Here is a 22,188-nt window from a genome sequence, read left to right on the forward strand (position 1 = left end):
TCACCCGCGAAGGCGGGTGATCCAGTATTCCAGAGGCCGTTGTGATTCAATCGACAGGCTGCGGCCTACTGGATGCCCCGGTCAGGCCGGGGCATGACAGCGGAGGATGTGGCAGCGAGGACTAAAACGCCCCCGCCAGCTCCCGCGCACCGGCATTATTGCTGTTGCTGTCCATCCGCGTATCCGTCACGGCCAGCAGCTTCGCCACCGTGTTGTGGCGGATCGCGACCGGGTTGCGCTCGTAGCCGCCGCGCTGGAAGAAGTTCGAAGTCGGCACCTGCTCGCGCATCGCCTGCGGCATCGTCACCATGTCGAGACCGGTGCCATCGCCGGTGAGGTTCATCATCTCGAGCTCGGCCGCGCTGAGCGGACGGCTGTACCCCTTGGTGCGAGCGAACAGCACCGAGGTCAAGAGCTTGTGGGTCTGCAGCATCGGGCCGATGTCGATGTCGAGCACCATCGCATGCATGGCCCAGCCCTGCGCGGTGTTGCCGATCTTCTCGTGCTCCGACCAGGTGTCGGGCACCGACTTCGCATGGGCCACCATCTTCTTCAGCACAGTGAGCTTGTGCTCGAGCGCCTGGCGCGCCGGCCCAGAGCTCCGCGCCACCTTGTCGGAGAGCGCGCGGATGAATTCGTGGCCCTGTTCGGCCAGCAGCTCGACGCTGTTGGTGGTCAAGAGTTGATTGTAGCCCATCGCGGTCGAGATCGCGCGCTTGCCGCCGTGCTCGATGCCCGCCTGCACGTCGTAGCTGCCGGTGCCGCCGGTTTCGAACGAATAAACCCGCACCGCCTGCTCGCGCGTCAGGCCTGATGCGAGCGCGTAGCGTGCGTAGGCGCGCTTGAACTCGATCTCGCTGGACGGCCGCTGCGGCGTGAACTGGTAGAGCTCCCGCGCCGCGCTCAGGAGATCGGCGACGACGGGAATCGGCTTCCTGGTCGGGCGCTCCGGCGTCTCCTCCGGCTCCGGATTCACCGGCCGCTTCGGCCCGTTATAGAGCGGCGGATGCTCCAGCACGTAATCGTCCAGCGTCACCTGCTGTCCGCTGCGCCGCTTGGCGTTGCGGCCTTTTCGCTTCTCGGAGATCTGGCTCCAATAGGCGCCGGCCTGCTCGTCGAAGGCGGCGCGCGCCGCCTGATATTCCTGCAGCTTGCGGCGATATTCGAGCACGGCCGGCGAGGCCCCGCCTTGCGCAAAAAACTGCGACAGGAGCTGGGCCTTGGCATCGCGGACGGCGGGCGGCAGCGCGTCGGACTCCCCGCCACGCGCGGCGGGCGCAAGCAGGACGAGCGCGAATGGAACCAGAGCCAAGGAAACTGACAGGCGATTTCGAATCGAGTGATGCATGCTGCCCTCTTAGCAGGCATCCGGTAACCGTCACGTTAACGCGCCGTTTACCATCGTCACTTCCAGGCGAACACCGGCTGTTCCAGCTCGGTGACGCGGGTATGCCGCCCCGCCAGCACCTCGCGGAACTGATAGATCAGCGCCGCCGTCGGCGCGTGGATCAGGCTCATCTGATGATGGAAGCGGATTACGCGGCGGGAGCTTTCGGGGATCGCGGTGAAGTCGAACGCATCTTCGCGCTCGATCGTGGCGAGCGCGATGCGGTGAACGGAGGCGACCTCATCCGGGTTCGGCCGGATCGCGGCACTGTCGGCCGTCCAAACCACCACCGGCGTGATCAGATAGCCGGAGCGGGTCGGATAATCGTCGAGCGTGCCGAGCACCTCCGCGTGCGTGAGGCGGAGGCCAAGCTCCTCATCAAGCTCGCGCAGCGCCGCCTCGACCGGCGTCTCGCCGGCGTCGCAGCGACCGCCCGGCAAGGCCCATTGGCCGCGATGGGCACGAAGGCTCGATGCGCGCTTGGTGAGCAGGAAAGCGGTGTCGTCGCCGTCATTGGATTCGGTCAGCGCCAGCACCACTGCGGCACGCTTCAGCGCCGACGGCTCGACCTCGTCAGGCAGCCGCGCGAATGCCGCACAGGCCTCTGCGATATTCCGTCTGGTGGCATCGTCGAAAGCTCTCATGATGCTTGACTACACCAGGACTGCATCTGATGAAACGAGGAGAGATCAAGCGTTGCAAGGATGGACTGGAAGATGACGAGCAAGGCCGCCGCGAGGCTCAAATCGGACGGCTGGAGCATCCTCGAGACCACGGGCTTCATGCACCTGATCGGCCCCTTGTGGGAACGCAAGGTCGACGGACATTACGAATTCGCACTCGCGACCGAGGACAAGCACCACAACCGCCGCGGCATGGTCCAGGGCGGCGTGATGATGACGTTCGCGGACCGCACCTGCGGCATGACCGCCCGCTACGTCTCCGGCAAGGAGTTCATGGCGACGGTGCAGCTCGACACCCATTTCGTCGAGGCCGGCCAGATCGGGGACATCCTGATCTCCCGCCCGCGCGTGGTGCGCTCGACGCGCAGCCTGATCTTCATGAGCACCGAAGTCACCGTCGACGGCCGCTGCATCGTGATGGCGAATGGCGTGTTCAAGATCTTGAAGGGGCCGGCATAGGCGCGCGGCCAGGCCGACGCTACGCGCCACACCCACCTCGTCATTGCGAGCGCAGCGAAGCAATCCAGCATCTTTCCGCGGGTGCATCTCTGGATGGCTTCGCTGCGCTCGCAATGACGGAATTAGCTGGCTATGCTGTCTGCTCCGATAGCGTTGAGGAAATAGCCCATGCAATACCGCCAGCTCGGCCGTAGCGGCCTGAAAGTGTCGCCGATCTGTCTGGGCACCATGATGTTCGGCGGGCCGACGGATGAAGCCGCATCCAAACGGATCATCGCGAAAGCGCATGAGGCCGGGATCAATTTCATCGACACGGCCGACGCCTATTCGAAGGGCGCCTCCGAGGAGGTCGTCGGCCGCGCCATCGCCAGCGATCGTCACGCCTGGGTGCTTGCCACGAAACTCGCCAATCCCATGGGCGACGATCCCAACCGTGTCGGGCTGTCGCGGCGCTGGGTGTTGCAGGCAGCGGACGAGAGCCTGAAGCGGCTCGGCACCGACCACATCGACATCTACTATCTGCACAAGGAGGACCATGCGACGCCGCTGGAGGAGACGGTGCGCGCAATGGGCGATTTGATCCGCGCCGGCAAGGTTCGCTATTTCGGCGTCTCGAACTATCGCGCCTGGCGCGTCGCCGAGATCTGCAACATCTGCGACCGGCTCGGCATCGACCGGCCCGCGGTAAGCCAGCCCTATTACAACGCGATGAACCGCATGCCCGAGGTCGAGCACTTTCCGGCCTGCTCCTATTACGGCCTCGGCATCGTCCCCTACAGCCCGCTGGCGCGCGGCGTCCTCACCGGCAAGTACAGGCCCGACGCAGCGCCGGACAAGGAGACGCGCGCCGGCCGCAACGACACCCGCATGATGCAGACGGAATGGCGGCCGGAATCGCTCCAGCTCGCGCAGGAGATCAAGAATCACGCCGAGAAAAAGGGCATCACCGCCGGCCAGTTCGCGGTCGCCTGGGTGCTGAACTCCGCCTTCGTCTCCTCGATCGTCGGGGGTCCGCGCACCGAGGAGCAGTGGGACGGCTACATCGGCGCGCTCGGCTACCGCTTCACTGCGGATGACGAGGCGCTGATCGACCGGCTGGTCGTGCCGGGCCATCCCTCGACGCCGGGCTACAACGATCCCGCCTATCCGATCGAAGGACGCCGCGCGCGGACGGCGTGAACTTTCGGGGACAACGATGCTGCTTGAAGACCGCTTCGGCCTGCCGCTCTCCACCTCTTCGGATGAGGCGGCATCCGCCTATCGCAACGGCGTCGACCTCATGCTCGCGGGGTGGACCGGCACGGCGGAAACGCTGGAGCGCGCCATCGCGGCCGATCCGGATTTCGCGCTTCCGCACATTGCTCGCGCCCGCGTTCATGCCTTCTACCAGCAGGGCGATCTCGCGCGGCAGAAGGCGACGGCCGCGCGCGAGTTGGTGGCGAAACGCGGCACGGAGCGCGAGCGCTCGCATGTCGAGACGCTGGCGCTCGCGATCGAGGGCCGGCTGGTCGAAGCGATCGCAGCAATGCGAAAGCATATCGAGAGCTGGCCGCGCGATGCGGTGGTGCTGTCGCTGCCGCTCGGTGCGTTCGGCCTGTTCGCGTTCTCCGGCATGGCCGATCACGACCGCGCGCGGCACGAGTTGTGCGAGCGCGTCGCGCAGCACTATGGCGAGGACTGGTGGTTTCTCACCATGTACGGCTGGGCCATGACCGAAAACGGCGACGTCGCGCGCGGCCGCCGCGTCACCGAGCGTGGCTTCGACCTGCGCCGTCAGAACGCCCACGCCGCACACGCCGTGCTGCATGCGATGTTCGAGGACGGCTCGATCGACGCGGCCGATCGTCTCGTCGACGAATGGATACCCTCTTACGATCGCGCTGGCATCCTGCACGGCCATATCCGCTGGCACCAGGCGCTCGGCGCGCTCGAACATGGCGATGCGGCGCGCGCGCTTGCGATCTATGCCGACGTGCTCCAGCCCTCCGCCACGCAGGCGCCGCCGCTCAACGTCATCACCGACGGCGCCTCGCTGCTCTGGCGCCTGTCGGCTTACGGCCACACCGTGCCGGAGGCGCTCTGGCTCGAGGCCGATGCCACCGCGCAAAAACTGTTTCCGAAATCGAGCCTGCCCTTTGCCGACGTCCACATGGCGCTGTTCGCTGCGGCGATGCAGAACCAGGAGGCGCTCACCGCGCGCCTTGCGGCGATCGAGCAGCGGCTCGGCGACGGCAAGCTACCGGCCGGTCCCGTGGTGCCGGCGATCTGCCGTGCGCTCGTGGCCTTTGCCGGCGCGGACTACACTTCATGCGTGCAAACGCTCGCGCCGGTCCTCGGCGAGGTCGTGCGCATCGGCGGCAGCCATGCCCAGCGCGAACTGATCGAGGATACCTACATCGTCGCGCTCATGCGCAGCGGCGAGCTGCCCCGCGCCCGCGCGCTGCTCGACGCCCGCCTGCACCGCCGGCCTTCACTTCGCGACACGCGCTGGCAGGCGGCGATGGGCTAGCTCTGCCACGAAAAAAACATCGGTCTGGCAGCAAGTGCCCTGCTAGGACGGGATGGGGCGATCAGGTGAATCGCCGATGGGTGGCGCGGTGGTATTCCAGTCGGGCTTGGCTGAACAAACGGGATCGCAACCTATTTGCGGTTCGATCGTTGTCGGGCGGAACTTTTCCGCCGCCGTGGCCCCCTGGCATACGAGCCTGATGATGCGCCTCCGCCGACCGGTCCTCGCCGCGGCCCTCGCGGCTCTCGCAAGCCCTTGTTTTGCCGAATCTTCTGCGCCCATTCCCGTCAACAACCCGCCGGCGCAAAACGCCTTCATCGACCTTCTGGCGCTGATGTCGGGCCACTGCAAGACGCTGAAGGTCGATGGGCGTACCTTCGCTTGCAAGACCGTGGCCTACGCCCATGGCGACAAGGGCCGGGTCAATTTCGCGGTCGCCGTCGACGATCCCTCCGACGCCAACCATGTCGTGTCGTTCTCCGGCGAGAACGGCCAGCGCGCGGACGACAATTCCTACGAGCTGCGAATCGACCGCATGCTGCTCAATTCCAAGGACCGGCCCAAGGTCGACGGCCTGCCGGTGCCGGCAGAGCAGACCTCGACCGGTGTCTGCCGCCAGACCGGCAATTTCGCCGCCAAGAAGGTGACGGACGTCACCTGTTCAGCCACCGACAGCGAGGGCCGCAGATACGAACTGCTGTTCGTCTCCGACGGCAAGCCGGTGAGCGTGCGCCGCATCCGGCAATCGTCGCCATCGATCCAGGATCCGTTCAAATAGCGCTCGTCGCGCCGCCCTGCTTGTCACCGGGCGAGCGCGCATCCTTCCGTTGAAACTCCAGGTCAGCCTTGTATGCTCTCTCGTGCGTCCTCATTGAGGATCGCGATCGGAGGCGGGGCCCGAGAGTTCAGCAATGCGCATCATCACCGAGCTGGCGCGCATCCTGATCATCTGTCTGTTCGCCAGCCTGTCGCGTGAATGCATCGCAGCCGACGGCCCGCGGCAGCGTTCGATCCTGGTTCTCGAGGAAGCCGATTTTCGTTCGCCTTTTTATTCGGAGATCTTTGCCGGTATCCGCGCCGCAGCAAAGCAGAACGGCAGAAGCCATACGGTGATCTACGGCGAGAGCCTTGATCTCGCCCGCTTCCCGGGACCACACTACGAAGAGAGTCTCGTCGGTCACCTCAAAACCAAATATGCACAGCGGCCGATCGACGTCATCGTCTCGATCGGCGTCACATCGGCGAAATTCCTTCAGACGCGGAAGCAGGAGATCTGGCCCGCCGCGCCTGTCGTCTACGGCTTCGTGCCCGATCTCCCCGAAACGCGCGCGCTGTTCCTGCCCGACACGACGGCCGTCTTCGCCAGAGTGAAGCCGACCCATCTCCTCACTGCAGCGCGCGCAATCGTTCCCGACCTGACCCGTGTCGTCCTGGTGGGCGACGCCTGGAAGAATCCGCTGGTGTACGGACACTGGAAGCAGGATTTCGCGGCAGCGATGCCCGGTCTCGAGGTCATCGATCTGTCCGACGCTGTGCTGCGCGAAGTCCGCAAGCAGGTCGCCACCCTGCCCGCCCGCTCTGCGATCCTGACCTCGGCAATGTATTCCGACGGCGAAGGCACGTATTATTCCCCCGCCTCGGCCCTCGCACGCGTCGCAGAGAGCGCGAACCGCCCAATCATCATCACATCAGATACATTCCTCGGGCAGTCGGGAGTGGGCGGCTTCCTGCTGCTGCCCGATATCATCGGACGGGAAGCCGGCGAGGTGGCGATGCGGATTCTCGATGGCGAAGCGCCGTCGAGCATCACGCCCACCGGCGGGGACAACGTGAAGCCGATCTTCGACTGGCGGCAGTTGAAACACTGGAACGTGGACGAAGCCAACCTGCCGCAGGGCAGCGAGGTGCGTTTCCGCGAACAGAGCTTCTGGGAGCAGTATCGCTGGCAGTTGATGACCCTCGCGAGCGTGGTGCTCGTGCAGGCGCTGTTGATCACCATCCTGCTGCGCGAGCGAAGGCTGCGATCCCTGGCCGAGGTCGAGGCACGTCAGCGCATGTCGGAGCTCGCCCACATGAACCGCCGCGCGACCGCGGGAGAGATGTCCGCCTCGATTGCACACGAACTGAGCCAGCCACTCGCCGCGATTCTGATCAATGCCGAGTCGGCCCAGCTGGTGTTGCAGAATCCGACCCCTGACCTCGGCGAGCTCAGGAACATATTGGACCACATCCGCTGCGACGATCAGCGGGCAGCCCAGGTCATCGACCGGCTGCGCTCGTTTCTGAAGCGACACCCGACCGAACGGCGCGAGCTCGACCTCAATGCGACGGTCGGCGAGGTATTCCGATTTCTCTCCGTGCAGGCGCTGACCCACGACGTCGGGCTCGCGACGGAGCCGTCGTCCGCGGACATTCGCGTGAAAGGCGACAAGGTACAATTGCAGCAAGCCATCCTGAACCTTGTCGTGAACGGCATGGATGCGGTGGCCCATCTTCCGGACGGTCGACGCCGCGTCGTCGGTCGAACCGGTTTCGCCGACGGGAATCAGGCCCTCGTCTCCATCGCCGATGCGGGCGACGGCATTCTTGCGGAGAACGTAACCGAGATCTTCGAGCCGTTCTTCACGACCAAGACGCAGGGCATGGGCATAGGCCTCTCGATCGCGCGCACCATCATCGAGGCGCATGGCGGGCGGATCTGGGCCGAAAACGCGCCGTCAGGGGGCGCCGTCTTTCACATCAGCCTGCCGCTGGTATCGCCGCGATAGCTGCGATCGCGTCGCGAAACGAGGGAAGATTGACATTGCGTGCTTTCCTCCCTGCCTCGCATATTCGGCTCAACACGCTCACCGAAAGATCCGATCATGCCCAGCCCCCTCCCCGCCCTCGTCGTCGTCGACGTTCAGCGCGCGTTCGACGAATGGGAGGCCGCGGGCAAGCGGCGCAACAATCCGGATGCGGTGGCGCGCATCGCCGATCTCCTCGCGGCGTTCCGGACGCGCGGCGCGCCGATCTTCCACATCCGCCACGAAGGCACCAAGCCGAATTCGACATTCCTGCCGTCGCGCTCCGGCTACGCCGTCAAGGACGAAGCGCGCGAGCAGCCGGGCGAACCGGTCATCGTCAAGCGCGTCAACAGCGCCTTTATCGGCACCGATCTCGAGCAGCGCCTGCGCGCGGGCAACATCACGACGCTCGTGATCTGCGGCGCGACGACCAATCATTGTGTCGAAACGACGACGCGGATGGCCGGCAATCTAGGCTTCGACGCATGGCTTGTGCGCGATGCGAGCTGGACGTTCGACCGCATCGGGCCCGACGGCGACAAGCATTCCGCCGAGGAAATTCATGCGATGACGCTGTCGAACCTCAACGGCGAATTCGCGCGCATCGTCACCGCCGATGACGTGGTCGCTTCACTCGAAGCGATGCGACAATAGACCGCGCGACATCGGCTCATTCACACGCGTTGATCGGAACTGATCTGCGTCGTTTCGACGCCCGCACTTTTCGGAACGTACCGGACTCCCATCTGTTGTCACACGATTTCTCAACTGGAGTGATGACATGAAGTATCTCTTTGTCGCGATGGCTGTCGGTGCTGCGGCGCTCGCCGGTGGATCCACGGCCAACGCGGCAGGCAAGGCCAGCGCGAAGCAGAACGCGCAAGCCGGCCAGTCGACCGACATCAGCGCGCAGCACAGGCACCACCACCACGGCCATCGCCATCACCACTGGCGTCATCACAACCACGGCTACTATCGCCCGCACTACCGGAGCTATGGCTACTACCCGCGGCACCACGGCTATTACGGCGGCGGACCGTACGGCTACTATGGCGGCGGAGGTCCCGGCGTGACGTTCAGCTTCGGCGGCGGCCGCTGGTAAGAGATAAGGCCCGCCAATGTGCGGGCCTTTTTTTCATCCCCGCAAGATCATCTCCGCCGTCTCCAGCCCGCTCGCCAGCGCCGCCTCGACCGTCCCCATGTCGCGGCCGCGATAGAGCGCTTCACCGGAGAACAGCACCGGGCGGTCGGCGCGCGCGAGAATCGCCTGGGCCTCGCGCGTCCGCGGCGTCGCCCATGAATAGGCGCCGCGGGCGAAGGGATCGTGCAGCCAGTTTGTCGCCGCAGCCGCCACGAGATCGCGCGCGATGTCGTCCCGCGACACGCCGAAGACGGCCGCAAGCGAATCGACCCCGGCATCGATCAGCCCTTGCCGATCGAGCTTCGCCAGTTCGGCCGTCCGCGGCCCGCCGAACCAGCCGGTGAGCACGGGATGCTGGTCCGGATGCCGCGTCCACCACACCGGGATCGACTGGTCCGACAGCAGGAAGGTCATATCCGCGAGATCTTCGGTTCGCTCGCGCCACCACGGCCGCGCGAACCGCAGCAGGATTTTTATCACGCTGCCAAAGCCGATATCGTCAGCTGCCGCAGCCTTCGCGCGTGCGGGCTCTGGCAGCGCGATCTCGCGCAGCAACGGCAACGGAACGGTGAGGATCGCGCGATCGCAGCCATGCACGTTGCCGCCGGCACAGCGGACGGCCAGCGCGCCGCCCGTCTCCTCGATCGCCGACACCGCGCAGCCGAAGCGAAACGTCACGCCAAGCCTGCGGCACTCACCCGCCAGAAAATCGATCAGCGCGCCATAGCCGCCGACGATGCGCGCCTGGGTGTGATGCCCGCCGTCCATCCATTCCTCGCGCAGCGCCAGCGTCGAGGCGCGCTCGGGGTCGGCGGCGTCATAGCCCTCGACCATGCGTTCGATCGAATGGCGCAGCTGAACATACTCGGGCTCGGCGAAATAACTGCGGAGGAAATCGGCAACCGTGAGATCATCCTTCAACGCCCCCAGCGCCGCGTGAAGCTCTGCCTCGTGCGGATCGTGACGGTCTTCGTGCGAGAGCCCCGTGCCGTCAAAGCTCCACTGGGTGCCTTCGATCTTCTGCAGCGACAGTCCCGCCTCGCACACAAGCTTGCGCGTGACCGGCGCCTCGCCATGGACGAATTCGGCGCCGCCGTCGGCGGGGTAGCCGAACTCCGACGCCGGCAGCGGATGGATCCGCCCGCCGCAACGCTCGCGCGCCTCCAGGATCGTGACCGTCCTGCCCGCACGTGCCAGCTCGCGCGCCGCCATCAACCCGGCCGCGCCGGCGCCGACGATGACGATGTGCTCCGGTTGTCCCATGCCGATGCCTTACTTGGGCATCGCTTGCGGGTCGTTCTTGATCAGATACCGCAGCAGCAACACGCCGCCACCGAGGTCGCGCGTACTCTCCAGCGTCATCGCGGCGAGCGGCGCGCGCTTGTCGCTGTCCGCGTCCGTGGAATCGAACACGAAGGGTGCGCCCCTGGCGCCATCGATCGCAGGGCTGAGGATCAGGTTGAATTCGTCGATGAGGCCGGCGCGCAGGAATGCGCCATTGGCGACGCCGCCGCCTTCCACCAGCAGGCGCTTCACGCCGAGCTCGCGATTGAGGCTATCAAGCGTCAGCGCGAGATCGATCTCGGACCTGCCGGCGAAGATGTAGGACACACCCTCGCCGCGGAGCCCGGCCAGATGCGAATCCGGGACGCTCTCGGTCAGCACCACCACGATCGGATCGCCGCCTATGTCGGAGCGGCCCCAGCCGATCTTGCCGTGCGCGTCGAGCACGACGCCGTAGGTCTTCGCATCGCGCCGCGCGAGCCAGTTTTCGCGCGGGAATGTCTCGGTCGTCGTGGGATAAGGCTTGCCCTTGGCGAACTCCGAGCCGGTGACGCGGCCGATCACCCAGGCGTCTCCGCCCAGTTCGTCATGGATCTTCTCGAACCAGTCTGTGCCCGCCCCCTTCGGACGCCAGCGGCTGGAATGCGTGCGGCCGTCCAGGCTCGCGTGCATCAGACAAATGACGTAAGGCTTCATGTAAATTTCTCCGGACTTTTCACGCTGGCTGCCCGCCGCCCTTATCGCGATCATTCTTATCGCGATCATTCTTGGCGCGATCGTTCACGATCACCGCCAGTGGATTGAGCTTGGGCGGTGCGACCAGCTTGAGCGTGTTGCTGTCGTGATGGTTGAACGGCGCGCCGCGCACGAACAACTCGGTCTGGATCAGATAGGTCCAGCTTCCGTCATCGTTGAAGGTGATGTCGCAGCGATAAGAGTCGGTACGGAAAGCCTGTTCCAGGAAATCGGTCGAGCAGATTCCGTAAGCGGTATCGCCGCGCTTCGCTGTGACGGAGATCGCCTTGTCATCGGGCCCGGCCTTGCCCGAGGCGAGCAGCACCTGTCCGCGCGGGATCGCGAGCGTCTGCATGATCAGCCCGGTCGCGGGCTCCCAGAGCCAGTAGCCGACCTGGTCGTGGAAGGTGATGTCTTCCTCGGGCGTGTTGATGTGGATGTGATAGCGCAGCCCGTAAAGCAGCTGCGGCCCGTTGGCCTGCGGATCGATCGGGTCCATGCGGATGTGCTCGATGAAGGTCCGCCGCTCCGGCCCCTCCGCCTTCGGATTGATATCGATGCCCTTGTCGGCCTGCCAAATGCCCGCGAGACGGCGGAGCGGACCGAGATTGGCAAGGCCGTCGGGCGAGACGTCCTCGGGCTCGGTGAAGATGTCGGCTGGAATGGGGAGCATGGGGGCCTCGCGTCGTTGCGGGGAACAGCAATAGCACAAGGGCGGCGGGAATCGACTGGAATGGAACCAGAGCGCGCGCCGGGTGTTATCTGCGCTTGAGTACGAGCCGCCGGCTCGAATGGGCAAGGCCGCCCATGTCACGTGTAGCGGGGGATCCGGTGCTGTCTGAGAAAGCTGCTCGGCAGTCAACTGATCTGGGCTTCCTCGCTGACGGAGGCGAGCTGGGCGCGATGATGAGCGCCCGCGACTGGTCGGATTCACCGCTCGGTCATCCCCGCGATTGGTCTCAGGCGCTGAAAGCGACGGTCGGCATGCTGCTGGCCGCGCAGGCCCAGATCGTCCTGTTCTGGGGGCCCGATTTCGTCGCGCTCTACAATGACGCCTACGCCCCGGGCATCGGCGCCAATCACCCCCGCGCTCTCGGTCGCCCGGCGATCGAGAACTGGGGAGAACTGTGGGACGATCTCGAACCGCTGCTATCCGGCGTGCGCCGAACCCGAAAGACATTCGCCGCCAAGGATCGTCCGTTCTACGTCGAGCGTCATGGCTACGGCGAAACCAGCTACTGGGACGTCTCTTACTCAGCGGTGCGGGACGATGACGGCTCGGTCGGCGGCGTGCTCTGCATCGTGTCCGAGACGACGGAGCGCGTGCTGGGCGAGACGCGGCTGCGGGCGAGCGAAGCGCGATACAGAGAGCTGACCACGACCCTCGAGCAGCGCGTGGCCGAACGGACCGCCGAGCGTCATTTGCTGGCGACGATCGTGGAAACCACCGACGGACAGATCCAGGCGCTCGATCTCGATTATCGCTGGCTTGCCATCAACACATCCTGCGCCGATGCCTATCAGCGCATCTACGGCAAGCGCCCGAAGGTCGGCGATTCCCTGCACGAATTCCTGGCCGACCGACCCGGGCATCTCGCTGCGGCAACCGCGATCTGGAGCCGGGCGCTGGCCGGCGAAGCCTTCACCAACATCGAGGAGTTCGGCGATCCCCGGTTCGACCGCCGCGTCTACGAGTTGAAGTTCGAGGTGCTGCGCGCTCCTGATGGCACGCGGATCGGCGCGTTCCTGACGGGGATCGACGTGACGGATCGCCTGGAGGAGCAGGCGCGGCTCGCGCAGGCCGAGGAAGCGCTCCGCCAGGCCCAGAAGATGGAGGCCATGGGCCAGCTCACGGGCGGCGTCGCGCACGATTTCAACAATCTGCTCACGCCGATCGTCGGCCTGCTCGACATGTTTCAGCGCAAGGGCATCGGCGGCGAGCGCGAGCGTCGCCTCATTACCGGCGCAGCGCAGGCGGCCGAGCGCGCCAAGACGCTGGTTCAGCGCCTGCTCGCTTTTGCGCGCCGGCAACCGCTTCAGGCCATTCCCGTCAACATCGGTCTCCTCGTTGCCGAGATGGGAGACCTGATCTCCAGCACGACCGGACCGCAAATCCAGGTGACGGTGGACACGCCGGAAGACCTTCCCGCGGCCATGGCCGATCCCAACCAGATCGAGATGGCGATCCTGAACCTCAGCGTGAACGCCAGGGATGCCATGCCCGACGGTGGCAAGTTGCGCATCTCGGCGAAGACCCGGACGGTTGGAGACTCTCGCAATCCGGAGTTGGCACCGGGCACCTATGTCTGTATCTCCGTCGCCGACACGGGCATCGGTATGGACGAATCCACGCTGGCCCACGCCGTCGAACCGTTCTTCTCGACCAAGGGTGTCGGGCAAGGCACCGGTCTCGGCCTCTCAATGGTCCACGGCCTTGCGTCACAGCTCGGCGGCGCGCTCACGATCAGGAGCGCCGTGGGAGCGGGGACGACGGTCGAGCTGTGGCTGCCGGTCAGCCACGCCGTCGCGGGTGCGATTGATGCCGTCCCGCAACCGAAGCTGCGACCACCGCCCGCCGGCACGGCTCTGCTGGTGGATGACGAACCGCTGGTGCGCATGAGCACCGCCGAGATGCTGGACGAGCTCGGCTACAGCGTCGTCGAAGCCGGCTCGGCGGAAGATGCGCTTCAACGCGTCAGGGAAGGCCTGCGGCCGAACCTGCTCGTCACCGACCATTTGATGCCCGGCATGAGCGGAACGGATCTCGGCCTTGCGCTGCGCAATCAATATCCCGAGCTGCAGATCCTCGTCGTATCGGGCTACGCCAACAACGAAGGCATCACGCCGGACCTGTCGCGGCTGACGAAGCCGTTCCGAAGCGATGAGCTGGCGGCGAGCCTGGCGGGCTTGGCGAAGGCGGGGCGGTAGCCGACGCAAGCGGCGAGCAGCTCGCATGAGCGAAAGCGACATGCCGGTGCGATGATGTGTATCGGCGATCACGCCGTGATTATTGATGCGCGGGCGACTGTACCCCAGTCCGATCGGAGGAGGCTGCCCAGCGGACGAACCTCCTCAACCCCGGCCGCATCTACTTCAACGCCAGACTCTGGGCGTGAACTGAGAAGACCGAGGTGGAGGCCCGCCGGTTCACGCTGGCGGGCTCGCTACGTTCTGAGAGCGTCAACCGCATGGGCGACGAGAACGCCAATGCTGAGTACGATCAGGCAAATAATCGCCGCTTGAAATAACATCGGAGTAAATTCCGTGGGCCAGGGTCGGCTTTTATAAGCCCTCACATTCCGCCAGCATTTGGCCACCCAGAAGGCGCTTCGGTGTCCGCCTCGTTACAAGTATGCAAGGTTCATTGGCCTTGCGCGACGACGCCTCACTCCTTCAAAGCGGTGAGAATCTACCAGTCGATCAGCAGCACAACGATTGCTAACATGGCGTAGATAGTCCTGCGGCCGATCCGGTTCATTCGAAAACCTCGTATCCGAACGCCACTCCCTCAGGATCGTTCTCTACGAACCATGCTTCCGCGGCATCCTGGCTGGCGAACACCTTGATGTGGTCCTTATCGCCGACCTGCTTGGCGATCTTGGCGTAAACGAAGACGGTCATTGATCCCTCTTCCATTTGCGCACATCGTGCTTTTTCTTCGGCAGCGCGGCGATGTATTCGCCGGCGTTTAGCGGCGTCGCGAGCTTGCGGCCGTCGACCTCGATTGGCTCCTCGAAAGGCCGCCTCAGCCCCTGGTCATTGCGTGTTTTGTATCCCAACAGGTGAGCCGGCGGCTTGCCTTGCTCAAAATCTGGCTCGACATCGGCGCCCGCCTGCCGCAGGCGGCGCAGATGAAACGGGGCTCGATATCCGAAAGCCGTACGTCATCCGGCCAGCGGTCCGCATTCGAGGCCACGCAATGGCAATTGTTACGTTTACCTACAAGCGGTTCCGAGCCTGAATAGCATGAGCAGTTTTCGCGCCAGGTAGCATCAATAAACGCCCCAGCGTCTGGCAAGGGTTTTTACTGGCGGTATTCCCCTAGCGCCGCCAGTATATTCACCTCCATCCATCCACGGAGATCGATATGCATCGTGTCGCTCCGATGCTGACGTTACTCACTGCCGCTGTGTTCCTTGCTTTTTTGGAGCCAGTTCGAGCTGCCGAGGCGGATCGATACTGCCTGCGAGGTCGCAATTGGGGCTTTCCGGGCAATTGTCAGTTCGCCACCCGCTCGCAATGCCTGGCTGCTGCTTCTGGCACGAACGCATATTGCGGCATCAACCCGCGCTATGCCGCTCCGCGGCGGCGCTAAGCGCCGCTCGGCGATTTGGCGGCACGGCATGGCAGAAGCGGTCAATCAAGGAAGGCCCCCGATGCGAAAGCTTGCACTGTTCGTCATCCTGCTCTCGTTCGCAGGAATGGTCCCTTCCAGCGAATCATTTGCTCAGAGTGCGCTGCGAGGTGCCGTCATCGGTGGTGCTGTTGGTGGTCGCCGCGGCGCTGCCATAGGGGCGACGGCCGGAGCCATCGCGGGCGCCCACCGGCGACATCACCATTGGCATCGATATTATTGGAGGAACGGCAACTGCTGGTACCGCTCGACCAGCGGAAGGTCGCATCGCGTGTCGCATCGGTACTGCCGTTGAGCCTTCGCGTAGCGGGCCGTGCGACTGGCCCACAGAAAAGATCGAGAACGGCAACTCAATAAGGAGATCGCAATGTTCTTCGCTCAGGAAGGATTCACATATCGAAATTTTCTGATGGATATAATTGCTGTATTCGCATTTGTCGTTTGGTTCTGGCTGCTCATTGTCATCTATGGCGACCTGTTCAGGCGCCACGACATTTCCGGATGGGGTAAGGCGCTGTGGGTGCTTGCACTTGTTCTGACCTCCTACCTCGGCATCTTTGCTTACCTCATCACCCAAGGCAGGGGAATGGCGGAACGCAGCGCTGAGCAGGCTCAGCGGGCGCGCGAGGAATTACGGCACATCGTCGGCTTTAGTCTCGCAGACGAGATTTCCAAGCTCGATCAGCTCAAAAAATCGGGATCCATAACGGACGCCGAGTACGGGCGCCTTCGCACCAAGCTGGTCTCCTAACCATCGGTGAGGGAAGCGGGAGGCCCATGATGTTCGCAAAGCCTTTTGGCACCGTTGGAGCTCTTATTGCTGGCTTTGCAATTGCGTGGACTGAAAGCGCGCATGCGGAAATATTCATAACAACAGCCACCATATCGCGGGGCGAGTTGGTCATCGTCGGAAGAGTAAGACGGCCCCGCGAGGCCAGCGTGGAAATGAAGATCAGTCCGAGCAAAACCGTGAAAGTCGAGAGCACTTCGACCGGAGGATTTCGGTGGATTGGACCGGAGTTTCCATCGACTTGCATCGTAAAGATCACGTCCGGACCAGATACGAGAGACGTGGTGATACAGAATTGCGGTCTCCAAGGACCAGCGGGTCCTCCAGGGCCGGCCGGACCTGCAGGCCCGATCGGACCGCCCGGGCCCAAAGGGAATTAGAAGGCAGACTTCGTCTTGCCGGTTTGCAGGTTGCCCACCGGATCGCTCTCACATCAACAATCGAGGTGTCGGTTCGAAGTCCTGACGGAGTGCTACTGCGCATTATTGGGCTTGGTCGCGTTTTCGACCGGAACCGCAGCGTGAGTTCCGCCATCCGTCCTTGTCCACCTCGACTTTGAAGCCAAGCGGCATCGGCGGCGAGCGCGCGCATCGCCTAATCGCCGGTGCGGCACAGGCGGCCGAGCGCGCCAAGACGCTGGTTCAGCGCCTGCTCGCTTTCGCACTCGATAGGACGGCGTCCAGGCGGCATCCGCATCGGTGCCGCATAAGTCAACTTGCCGCGCGGTCAAAAACCGCGCGGCGATGGGTAGCATTGCTTTTTTGATCGCAGAGTTCGTTCTCTGTTAGAGAGTAGATCTTATCGATCGTGGGTGCGCTCTCGCGAGAGGCCAGCACATGATTGAGCTTTGGAACAAGTGGTACGGGACCTTCGCCTCTGTCGAGGCGCTGGCAGCCGTCGTCGTTATTGCCGTGGTGACCGCTGGCATTCTTACGCTAATTGAGAGCCAGCGGCATAGGACAAAACATTGATGGGGAGGCGTAGGAAAACGGTCAGCTGGACCATCCGGTGAGAGGCGTTAAATGCTCCTATGCAGGAGGATCAAATGATCCTTTCTCGTGCAAGCTGGACACACAGGAATGCTCCTTGGCAGGAAGCATTATGCACATGCGCGGTGTTGAGCATACTGGTCGCGGCTCCTGCATTCTTGATGATACTCCTGCTGGATTCCCAGCTCCTCTTACCAGCGCTCAGTATTCTATTTTTCTCAGACGCGATGATCACTGCGCTCTTGGCTTGGGCAAAGTCGGGAAATGCGACATTCGAAAATGTAACGCTATGGGATGTTGCCGGGGCATTGACCATGTTGGGTTGTGCCGCAGCGATTCTTGGCGAACCAGATCAAGTGGCACTGCTTTTCGAGCAACCGGTCGGACAACATTCGGACGCGGCTCCAAGCGATAGCCCCTGATAACCGGCGACGTTAGGCCCCCGTTTCTTGGTGGCAGGTATCGCTCAACCGATCCTCGCTTGGAGCTGTCCATTCCCCTGCACCGGGGACATGACTCGTGCTTGATTATTTCAATACAGATGTCCTTAGCGTCCTCTTGCAGGTCGTTCTGATCGATCTTGTTCTCGCTGGCGACAACGCCATCGTCATCGGTCTTGCCGCAGCGGGACTTCCTCAGGCGCAACGAGGCAAGGCGATTTTCATCGGGATCGCCGCGGCGACGATACTGCGCCTATTGTTCGCCGGGCTGGCGACACAAATCCTTCAGATCGTCGGGCTCCTGCTCGCTGGCGGGATCCTGTTGTTGTGGGTATGTTGGAAAATGTGGCGCGAATTACATACGTCTTCCACGGAGCCCGCAGGTGCGAAGGAGGTTGCTGGAGCTGCAGGAAACAAACCTCGCAAAACACTCGCCCAAGCGAGTTGGCAGATTATCGTGGCCGACGCTTCCATGTCGCTCGACAATATCCTGGCCGTAGCGGGGGCGGCACGCGAGCATCCAGTGGTTTTGATTTTCGGCTTGGGGCTTTCCATCGCGATGATGGGCGTGGCCGCATCATTCATTGCCCGCCTTCTGCAAACTCATCGATGGATTGCTTACGTCGGCCTAGCCGTCATCCTTTATGTGGCGGGTGAGATGATATTTCGAGGGACGTTGGATGTCATCAAGGTTGCGTCGATATGACGGCCCTGTCTTAGGCTTGGACAACAAGGCGTCGGGCGAGTTCATGGGGCTCAAGCGACTCGCGAAACGCAAGCAGGCCGCCAAACGGTCAGCGGCAGTCCATTCGTCTCGGCGTTCGACGGACGGCAAGCCCCGAGCCTTCAGCGAGCGGAGGGCAGCTGCGAAGACAAGGTCGCTACTGATGCCCGCGATGGTCTTGGCTTGGGCTGAACCGCCAAAAACGCGATAACTTCAGACACTCAAGCGGTTATCTGAGTTAGATGGTGCCCAGGGGCGGAATCGAACCACCGACACTGCGATTTTCAGTCGCATGCTCTACCAACTGAGCTACCTGGGCGTGCTCCAAGAGAGGGGCCAAAGCCCATCGAGCGGGCGGTTTATAGTGGGCTGGAAGCGGCCTGTCCACCCACGCTTCGCCGATGGCTTCGCGGGGCACGACCCGGCTGTGCACAAGCTGGGGCGGGCTTGCCGCGGCTGGCGTGCAGCCCGTCAACCACGCCATTAAATAATTGATATTATTTATCTATTCTTCGCCATCCGCCTCGTCGTCACGACCGGGGATGACGTAGGAGCCTTTCAGCCAGCGGTTCAGGTCGACGTCGCGGCAGCGCGACGAGCAGAACGGACGGGTGGCCTGCGCCTGCGGCTTGCCGCAGATCGGGCAGGTTTTGAGCGGGCCGGCGGGCTTTTTGACGTGGTCGTCCATGATGTCGGCGGCTTACTCGGGATGAGGGCGTTCAAGAGCCTGTCGGCAAAGCGGTTCCTCGGGCGGACGCGCAGGCGTCGCGGGCCGGGTCCGGTGGCCCCATTCTACTGTGCATGGGGTTGTTTTCGAGATTTTTGTCGGCGGCTAGATGGCCGTGGCGTTGAGCCAGCCGAAGCGGGTCGGAAAACCTTCGCCGCCGAGCAGCGTCGTGGTCTCGTACAGCGGCAGGCCGACGACGTTGCTGTAGGAGCCGACCATCTTGACCACGAAGGAGCCGGCGATGCCCTGCACGGCGTAGCCGCCGGCTTTGCCGCGCCATTCGCCCGAGCCGATATAGGCCTGGATGTCGTCCTCGGAGAGGCGCTTGAAGCGGACGCGGGTCTCGACCAGGCGCTGGCGGAAGGCCTCGCGCGGCGTGACCAGGCAGATCGCGGTGTAGACGCGGTGGTTGCGGCCCGACAGCAGCCGCAGGCACTGTGCGGCCTCATCGACAAGGTTGGCCTTGGGCAGGATGCGGCGGCCGACCGCCACAACCGTATCGGCCGAGAGGATGAAGGCGCCGCGCAGCTCGTCGTCGAGCTGCACCGATTTCAGCGCCGCATCGGCCTTGGCCCTCGCGAGACGGTTGGCGCAGGCGCGCGGCAGCTCGCCCCGCTTCGGCGTCTCATCGACGTCGGCCGGCCGGAGCGCGTCCGGCTCGATGCCGGCCTGGTTGAGCAGCGACAGGCGCCGCGGCGAACCGGAGGCAAGAACGAATTTGGGGCGGCCGAGCATCAGGTGATTGGGGGATGAAGCAGGGGGTGAATTGCGCGCGGAACCTATCGGAAGGGGGCTGATTTCACAACCCGGGAACCCGGACTTTGGTGATTCGAGGCGTCCAACATGCGTGTGCCCTCGGTCTGTGACGCGGGTGTTACGGCTACCCGCTCGCCGCGCCGACCTTTGCAAAACGCCTGCGGATACGCATCAGGAGCTGGTCGCAGACCTCGCGGTAGGCGGCGAGCTTCTGGTCGCGGCTGCCTTCGATGGTGGTGGGATCCTGTGTCGGCCAGTATTCGACGTCGGCGGCGAGCGTGCGGGTCAGCTCCAGCGCCTTGTGGTGCGCTTCGGGCGAGAGCGTGATGATGAGGTCGAAATTCAGCCCCTCCCAGTCCTCCAGCTCCTCGAAGGTCTGCGGCTTGTGGACGGAGATGTCCTGGCCGAGCTCGGCCATCACGCTGACCGCGAACGGATCGAGCTCGCCCTTCCTCGCGCCGGCCGATTTCACGTAGAGGCCTTGCGGAAACATGTGCCGCAGTAGGCTCTCGGCCATCGGCGAGCGCACGCTGTTCATCGCACAGGCGAACAGCACCGATTGCGGATCGCGTGCGCGTGGGGGCGCAGCCATCCGCGTTTAGCCCTTCCAATGAAGAACAGTAATGAGCGTGAACAGCCGGCGCGAGGTCTCGAAGTCGACCCGCACCTTGCCCTTCAGCCGCTCCTGGAGCGTGCGCGATCCCTCGTCATGGATGCCGCGGCGCCCCATGTCGATGGCCTCGATCTTGTCCGGGGTCGCCGTCCGGATCGCCTGATAGTAGCTGTCGCAGATCATGAAATAGTCCTTCACGATCCGCCGGAACGGCGTCAGCGACAACAGATGCGCGACCACGGGCGCGCCGTCCTCGCGGCGGATGTCGAACATCAGCCGGCTGCCGGTGATGCCGATATGCAGCGTGAACGGCCCCTTCCCGTTGGCACCGTCAGGCGCAAACAAATTCTGCTCGATCAGGTCGTAGATGGCGATCGCGCGCTCGTGCTCGATGTCGGGCCCGGAACGGCCGATCGAGTCCTCGTCGAGCGTGACCGCGACGATGCGATTGGTCGAGTCGTCCTGTTCGGGCGGCTGGGTCATGACAGATTGAGGCGCAATCCAATCGAGCGCGAATGGGCGTCCAGCCCTTCCGCTTGTCCGAGCGTCATCGCGGCAGGTCCCAGCGCACGCAGCTGGTCCGGGCCGCATTTCAGGATCGAGGTGCGCTTCATGAAGTCGGCGACCCCGAGGCCTGAGGAGAATCGCGCCGAGCGCGCCGTGGGCAGCACATGGTTGGAGCCGCCGACATAATCGCCGATCGCCTCGGGCGTATGCGCGCCGAGGAACACCGCGCCGGCATTGCGGATCTTTCCGGCGAGCGCGTCGGGATCATCAGTCATGATCTCGAGATGCTCGGCCGCGATCGCATCCGCGAGCGGAACGGCGTCGGCAAGATTCTTCACCATGATGATGGCACCGAAATCGGCCCAGGATGCGCTGGCGATCGCGGTGCGCGGCAGTGTCTTCAGCTGGGCCTCGACAGCCTTTTCGACATCCGCGGCGAGGCGCGCGGAATCCGTGATCAGGATCGATTGCGCGCTGGCATCATGTTCGGCCTGTGCCAAAAGGTCGGCGGCGATCCAGTCGGCATTGCCGGTGTCGTCGGCGATCACCAGCACCTCGGAGGGGCCGGCGATCATGTCGATGCCGACCTTGCCGAACACCAGCCGTTTTGCAGCGGCGACATAGGCATTGCCGGGCCCGACGATCTTGGCTACCGGCGCGATCGTCGCAGTGCCGTGCGCGAGCGCGGCAACGGCCTGCGCGCCGCCGACCCGGTAGATCTCGCTAACGCCGCCGAGTTGGGCTGCCGCCAGCACCAGCGGATTGAGCTTGCCGTCCGGCGACGGCACCACCATTACGAGGCGCGCGACGCCGGCGACCTTCGCGGGTACCGCGTTCATCAGCACCGAGGACGGATAGGCCGCGGTGCCGCCGGGCACATAGAGGCCGGCGGATTCGATCGCGGTGTAGCGCCAGCCGAGCTCGACGCCAAGCGGATCGGTGAAGCGCTCGTCCTTCGGAAGCTGGCGGCGGTGATAGGTCTCGATGCGGTCGCGCGCGAGCATGAGCGCATCCAGCGTCGCCGCATCGCAAGCCTTTACGGCCGTCTCGATCTCGGCGACGGTGACGCGCAGGCCAGACGCATCCAGCTTCAGCCGGTCGAACTTTGCGGTGGCCTCGAGCAGGGCCGCATCGCCCCGCCTGGCCACGTCGTCGACGATGGCACGCGCGGCGGCCTCGACGTCGGCCGAGACCTCGCGCTTGGCGGCGAGGAAGGCCGCGAATCGCTGGTCAAAATCGGCGCTGCTGCGGTCGAGACGAACGGGCATTTTTGGCTTGGCTTCTGGCTGGTCTTTGGGGCGGAT

General features: G+C 64.1%; 23 protein-coding genes and 1 tRNA gene. 12 read left to right on the top strand and 12 right to left on the bottom strand.

The window, feature by feature from the left end:
• Positions 1–121 precede the first annotated feature (121 nt).
• Entirely contained in the window at positions 122–1,348 is a 1,227-nt protein-coding gene (locus JQ627_RS13670) for a hypothetical protein (protein ID WP_212484700.1), read from the bottom strand.
• A gap of 56 nt (positions 1,349–1,404) precedes the next feature.
• Positions 1,405–2,034, bottom strand: coding sequence for an NUDIX hydrolase (locus JQ627_RS13675; RefSeq protein WP_409363807.1), 630 nt, complete (start codon positions 2,032–2,034; stop codon positions 1,405–1,407).
• Between the two features lie 69 nt (positions 2,035–2,103).
• Between JQ627_RS13675 and JQ627_RS13680 the strand changes: the two genes are divergently transcribed.
• From JQ627_RS13680 to JQ627_RS13710, 7 genes are all read left to right on the top strand, one after another.
• Positions 2,104–2,529 (top strand): PaaI family thioesterase, encoded by a 426-nt coding sequence (locus JQ627_RS13680; RefSeq protein ID WP_212484702.1) that lies wholly within the window; start codon positions 2,104–2,106, stop codon positions 2,527–2,529.
• 168 nt (positions 2,530–2,697) lie between these two features.
• The gene (locus tag JQ627_RS13685) at positions 2,698–3,708 is read left to right on the top strand and encodes an aldo/keto reductase (protein ID WP_212484703.1); all 1,011 of its coding nucleotides are present in this window, start codon (positions 2,698–2,700) and stop codon (positions 3,706–3,708) included.
• A gap of 16 nt (positions 3,709–3,724) precedes the next feature.
• Positions 3,725–5,038 carry a tetratricopeptide repeat protein gene (locus JQ627_RS13690; RefSeq protein WP_212484704.1) on the top strand — a complete coding sequence of 438 codons (1,314 nt, stop codon included), beginning with the start codon at positions 3,725–3,727 and terminating at the stop codon, positions 5,036–5,038.
• Positions 5,039–5,240: 202 nt separating this feature from the next.
• On the top strand, positions 5,241–5,816 hold the full coding sequence (locus JQ627_RS13695; protein ID WP_212484705.1) for a hypothetical protein: 576 nt from the start codon (positions 5,241–5,243) through the stop codon (positions 5,814–5,816).
• Between the two features lie 133 nt (positions 5,817–5,949).
• Entirely contained in the window at positions 5,950–7,806 is a 1,857-nt protein-coding gene (locus JQ627_RS13700; RefSeq protein WP_212484706.1) for a sensor histidine kinase, read from the top strand.
• A 96-nt stretch (positions 7,807–7,902) separates the two neighbouring features.
• Positions 7,903–8,478, top strand: coding sequence for a cysteine hydrolase family protein (locus JQ627_RS13705; protein WP_212484707.1), 576 nt, complete (start codon positions 7,903–7,905; stop codon positions 8,476–8,478).
• Between the two features lie 127 nt (positions 8,479–8,605).
• Entirely contained in the window at positions 8,606–8,926 is a 321-nt protein-coding gene (locus JQ627_RS13710) for a hypothetical protein (protein WP_212484708.1), read from the top strand.
• A 33-nt stretch (positions 8,927–8,959) separates the two neighbouring features.
• Here the strand turns inward: JQ627_RS13710 and JQ627_RS13715 are convergent, their stop codons facing one another.
• From JQ627_RS13715 to JQ627_RS13725, 3 genes are read right to left on the bottom strand one after another with little or no spacing between them, the layout of a single operon-like run.
• Positions 8,960–10,228, bottom strand: coding sequence for an NAD(P)/FAD-dependent oxidoreductase (locus JQ627_RS13715; protein ID WP_212484709.1), 1,269 nt, complete (start codon positions 10,226–10,228; stop codon positions 8,960–8,962).
• 9 nt (positions 10,229–10,237) lie between these two features.
• Positions 10,238–10,945, bottom strand: coding sequence for a dihydrofolate reductase family protein (locus tag JQ627_RS13720; RefSeq protein WP_212484710.1), 708 nt, complete (start codon positions 10,943–10,945; stop codon positions 10,238–10,240).
• A gap of 19 nt (positions 10,946–10,964) precedes the next feature.
• Entirely contained in the window at positions 10,965–11,657 is a 693-nt protein-coding gene (locus tag JQ627_RS13725) for an FABP family protein (RefSeq protein ID WP_212484711.1), read from the bottom strand.
• Between the two features lie 134 nt (positions 11,658–11,791).
• On the opposite strand from JQ627_RS13725, the gene JQ627_RS13730 reads away from it, so the two are divergent.
• Positions 11,792–13,912 carry an ATP-binding protein gene (locus tag JQ627_RS13730; protein ID WP_212484712.1) on the top strand — a complete coding sequence of 707 codons (2,121 nt, stop codon included), beginning with the start codon at positions 11,792–11,794 and terminating at the stop codon, positions 13,910–13,912.
• Between the two features lie 546 nt (positions 13,913–14,458).
• Here JQ627_RS13730 and JQ627_RS13735 read toward each other — a convergent pair.
• A complete protein-coding gene (locus JQ627_RS13735) occupies positions 14,459–14,605 on the bottom strand; it encodes a hypothetical protein (RefSeq protein ID WP_212484713.1) in 147 nt (48 codons plus the stop codon).
• A gap of 466 nt (positions 14,606–15,071) precedes the next feature.
• On the opposite strand from JQ627_RS13735, the gene JQ627_RS13740 reads away from it, so the two are divergent.
• The 4 genes from JQ627_RS13740 (at position 15,072) to JQ627_RS13755 (ending at position 18,263) form a co-directional block, all read left to right on the top strand.
• Entirely contained in the window at positions 15,072–15,299 is a 228-nt protein-coding gene (locus JQ627_RS13740) for a DUF3551 domain-containing protein (RefSeq protein WP_084795314.1), read from the top strand.
• A gap of 406 nt (positions 15,300–15,705) precedes the next feature.
• Entirely contained in the window at positions 15,706–16,089 is a 384-nt protein-coding gene (locus JQ627_RS13745; RefSeq protein ID WP_212484714.1) for an SHOCT domain-containing protein, read from the top strand.
• 1,084 nt (positions 16,090–17,173) lie between these two features.
• Positions 17,174–17,539 carry a hypothetical protein gene (locus JQ627_RS13750; RefSeq protein WP_212484715.1) on the top strand — a complete coding sequence of 122 codons (366 nt, stop codon included), beginning with the start codon at positions 17,174–17,176 and terminating at the stop codon, positions 17,537–17,539.
• Positions 17,540–17,636: 97 nt separating this feature from the next.
• Positions 17,637–18,263, top strand: a complete 627-nt coding sequence (locus tag JQ627_RS13755; RefSeq protein ID WP_212484716.1) for a TerC family protein — start codon at positions 17,637–17,639, stop codon at positions 18,261–18,263.
• A gap of 261 nt (positions 18,264–18,524) precedes the next feature.
• On the opposite strand, the gene JQ627_RS13760 is transcribed toward JQ627_RS13755, so the two are convergent.
• The 6 genes from JQ627_RS13760 to hisD all read right to left on the bottom strand — a co-directional run bounded on the left by JQ627_RS13760 (position 18,525) and on the right by hisD (position 22,152).
• Positions 18,525–18,600 (bottom strand) — tRNA-Phe (locus JQ627_RS13760).
• A 186-nt stretch (positions 18,601–18,786) separates the two neighbouring features.
• Positions 18,787–18,969 (bottom strand): DNA gyrase inhibitor YacG, encoded by a 183-nt coding sequence (gene yacG, locus JQ627_RS13765; RefSeq protein WP_212484717.1) that lies wholly within the window; start codon positions 18,967–18,969, stop codon positions 18,787–18,789.
• Between the two features lie 144 nt (positions 18,970–19,113).
• A complete protein-coding gene (locus tag JQ627_RS13770) occupies positions 19,114–19,743 on the bottom strand; it encodes a Maf-like protein (protein ID WP_014491500.1) in 630 nt (209 codons plus the stop codon).
• A 145-nt stretch (positions 19,744–19,888) separates the two neighbouring features.
• Positions 19,889–20,356, bottom strand: coding sequence for a low molecular weight phosphatase family protein (locus JQ627_RS13775; RefSeq protein ID WP_212484718.1), 468 nt, complete (start codon positions 20,354–20,356; stop codon positions 19,889–19,891).
• 6 nt (positions 20,357–20,362) lie between these two features.
• Positions 20,363–20,860: a UPF0262 family protein gene (locus JQ627_RS13780; protein WP_212484719.1), complete on the bottom strand. Its 498-nt coding sequence runs from the start codon at positions 20,858–20,860 to the stop codon at positions 20,363–20,365.
• Positions 20,857–22,152 (bottom strand): histidinol dehydrogenase, encoded by a 1,296-nt coding sequence (gene hisD / locus JQ627_RS13785; RefSeq protein WP_212484720.1) that lies wholly within the window; start codon positions 22,150–22,152, stop codon positions 20,857–20,859. The genes JQ627_RS13780 and hisD overlap by 4 nt, the downstream gene beginning before the upstream one ends.
• Between the last annotated feature and the right edge of the window lie 36 nt (positions 22,153–22,188).

The sequence above is a fragment of the Bradyrhizobium liaoningense genome (genome assembly GCF_018130785.1).
Lineage (GTDB): Bacteria > Pseudomonadota > Alphaproteobacteria > Rhizobiales > Xanthobacteraceae > Bradyrhizobium > Bradyrhizobium liaoningense_A.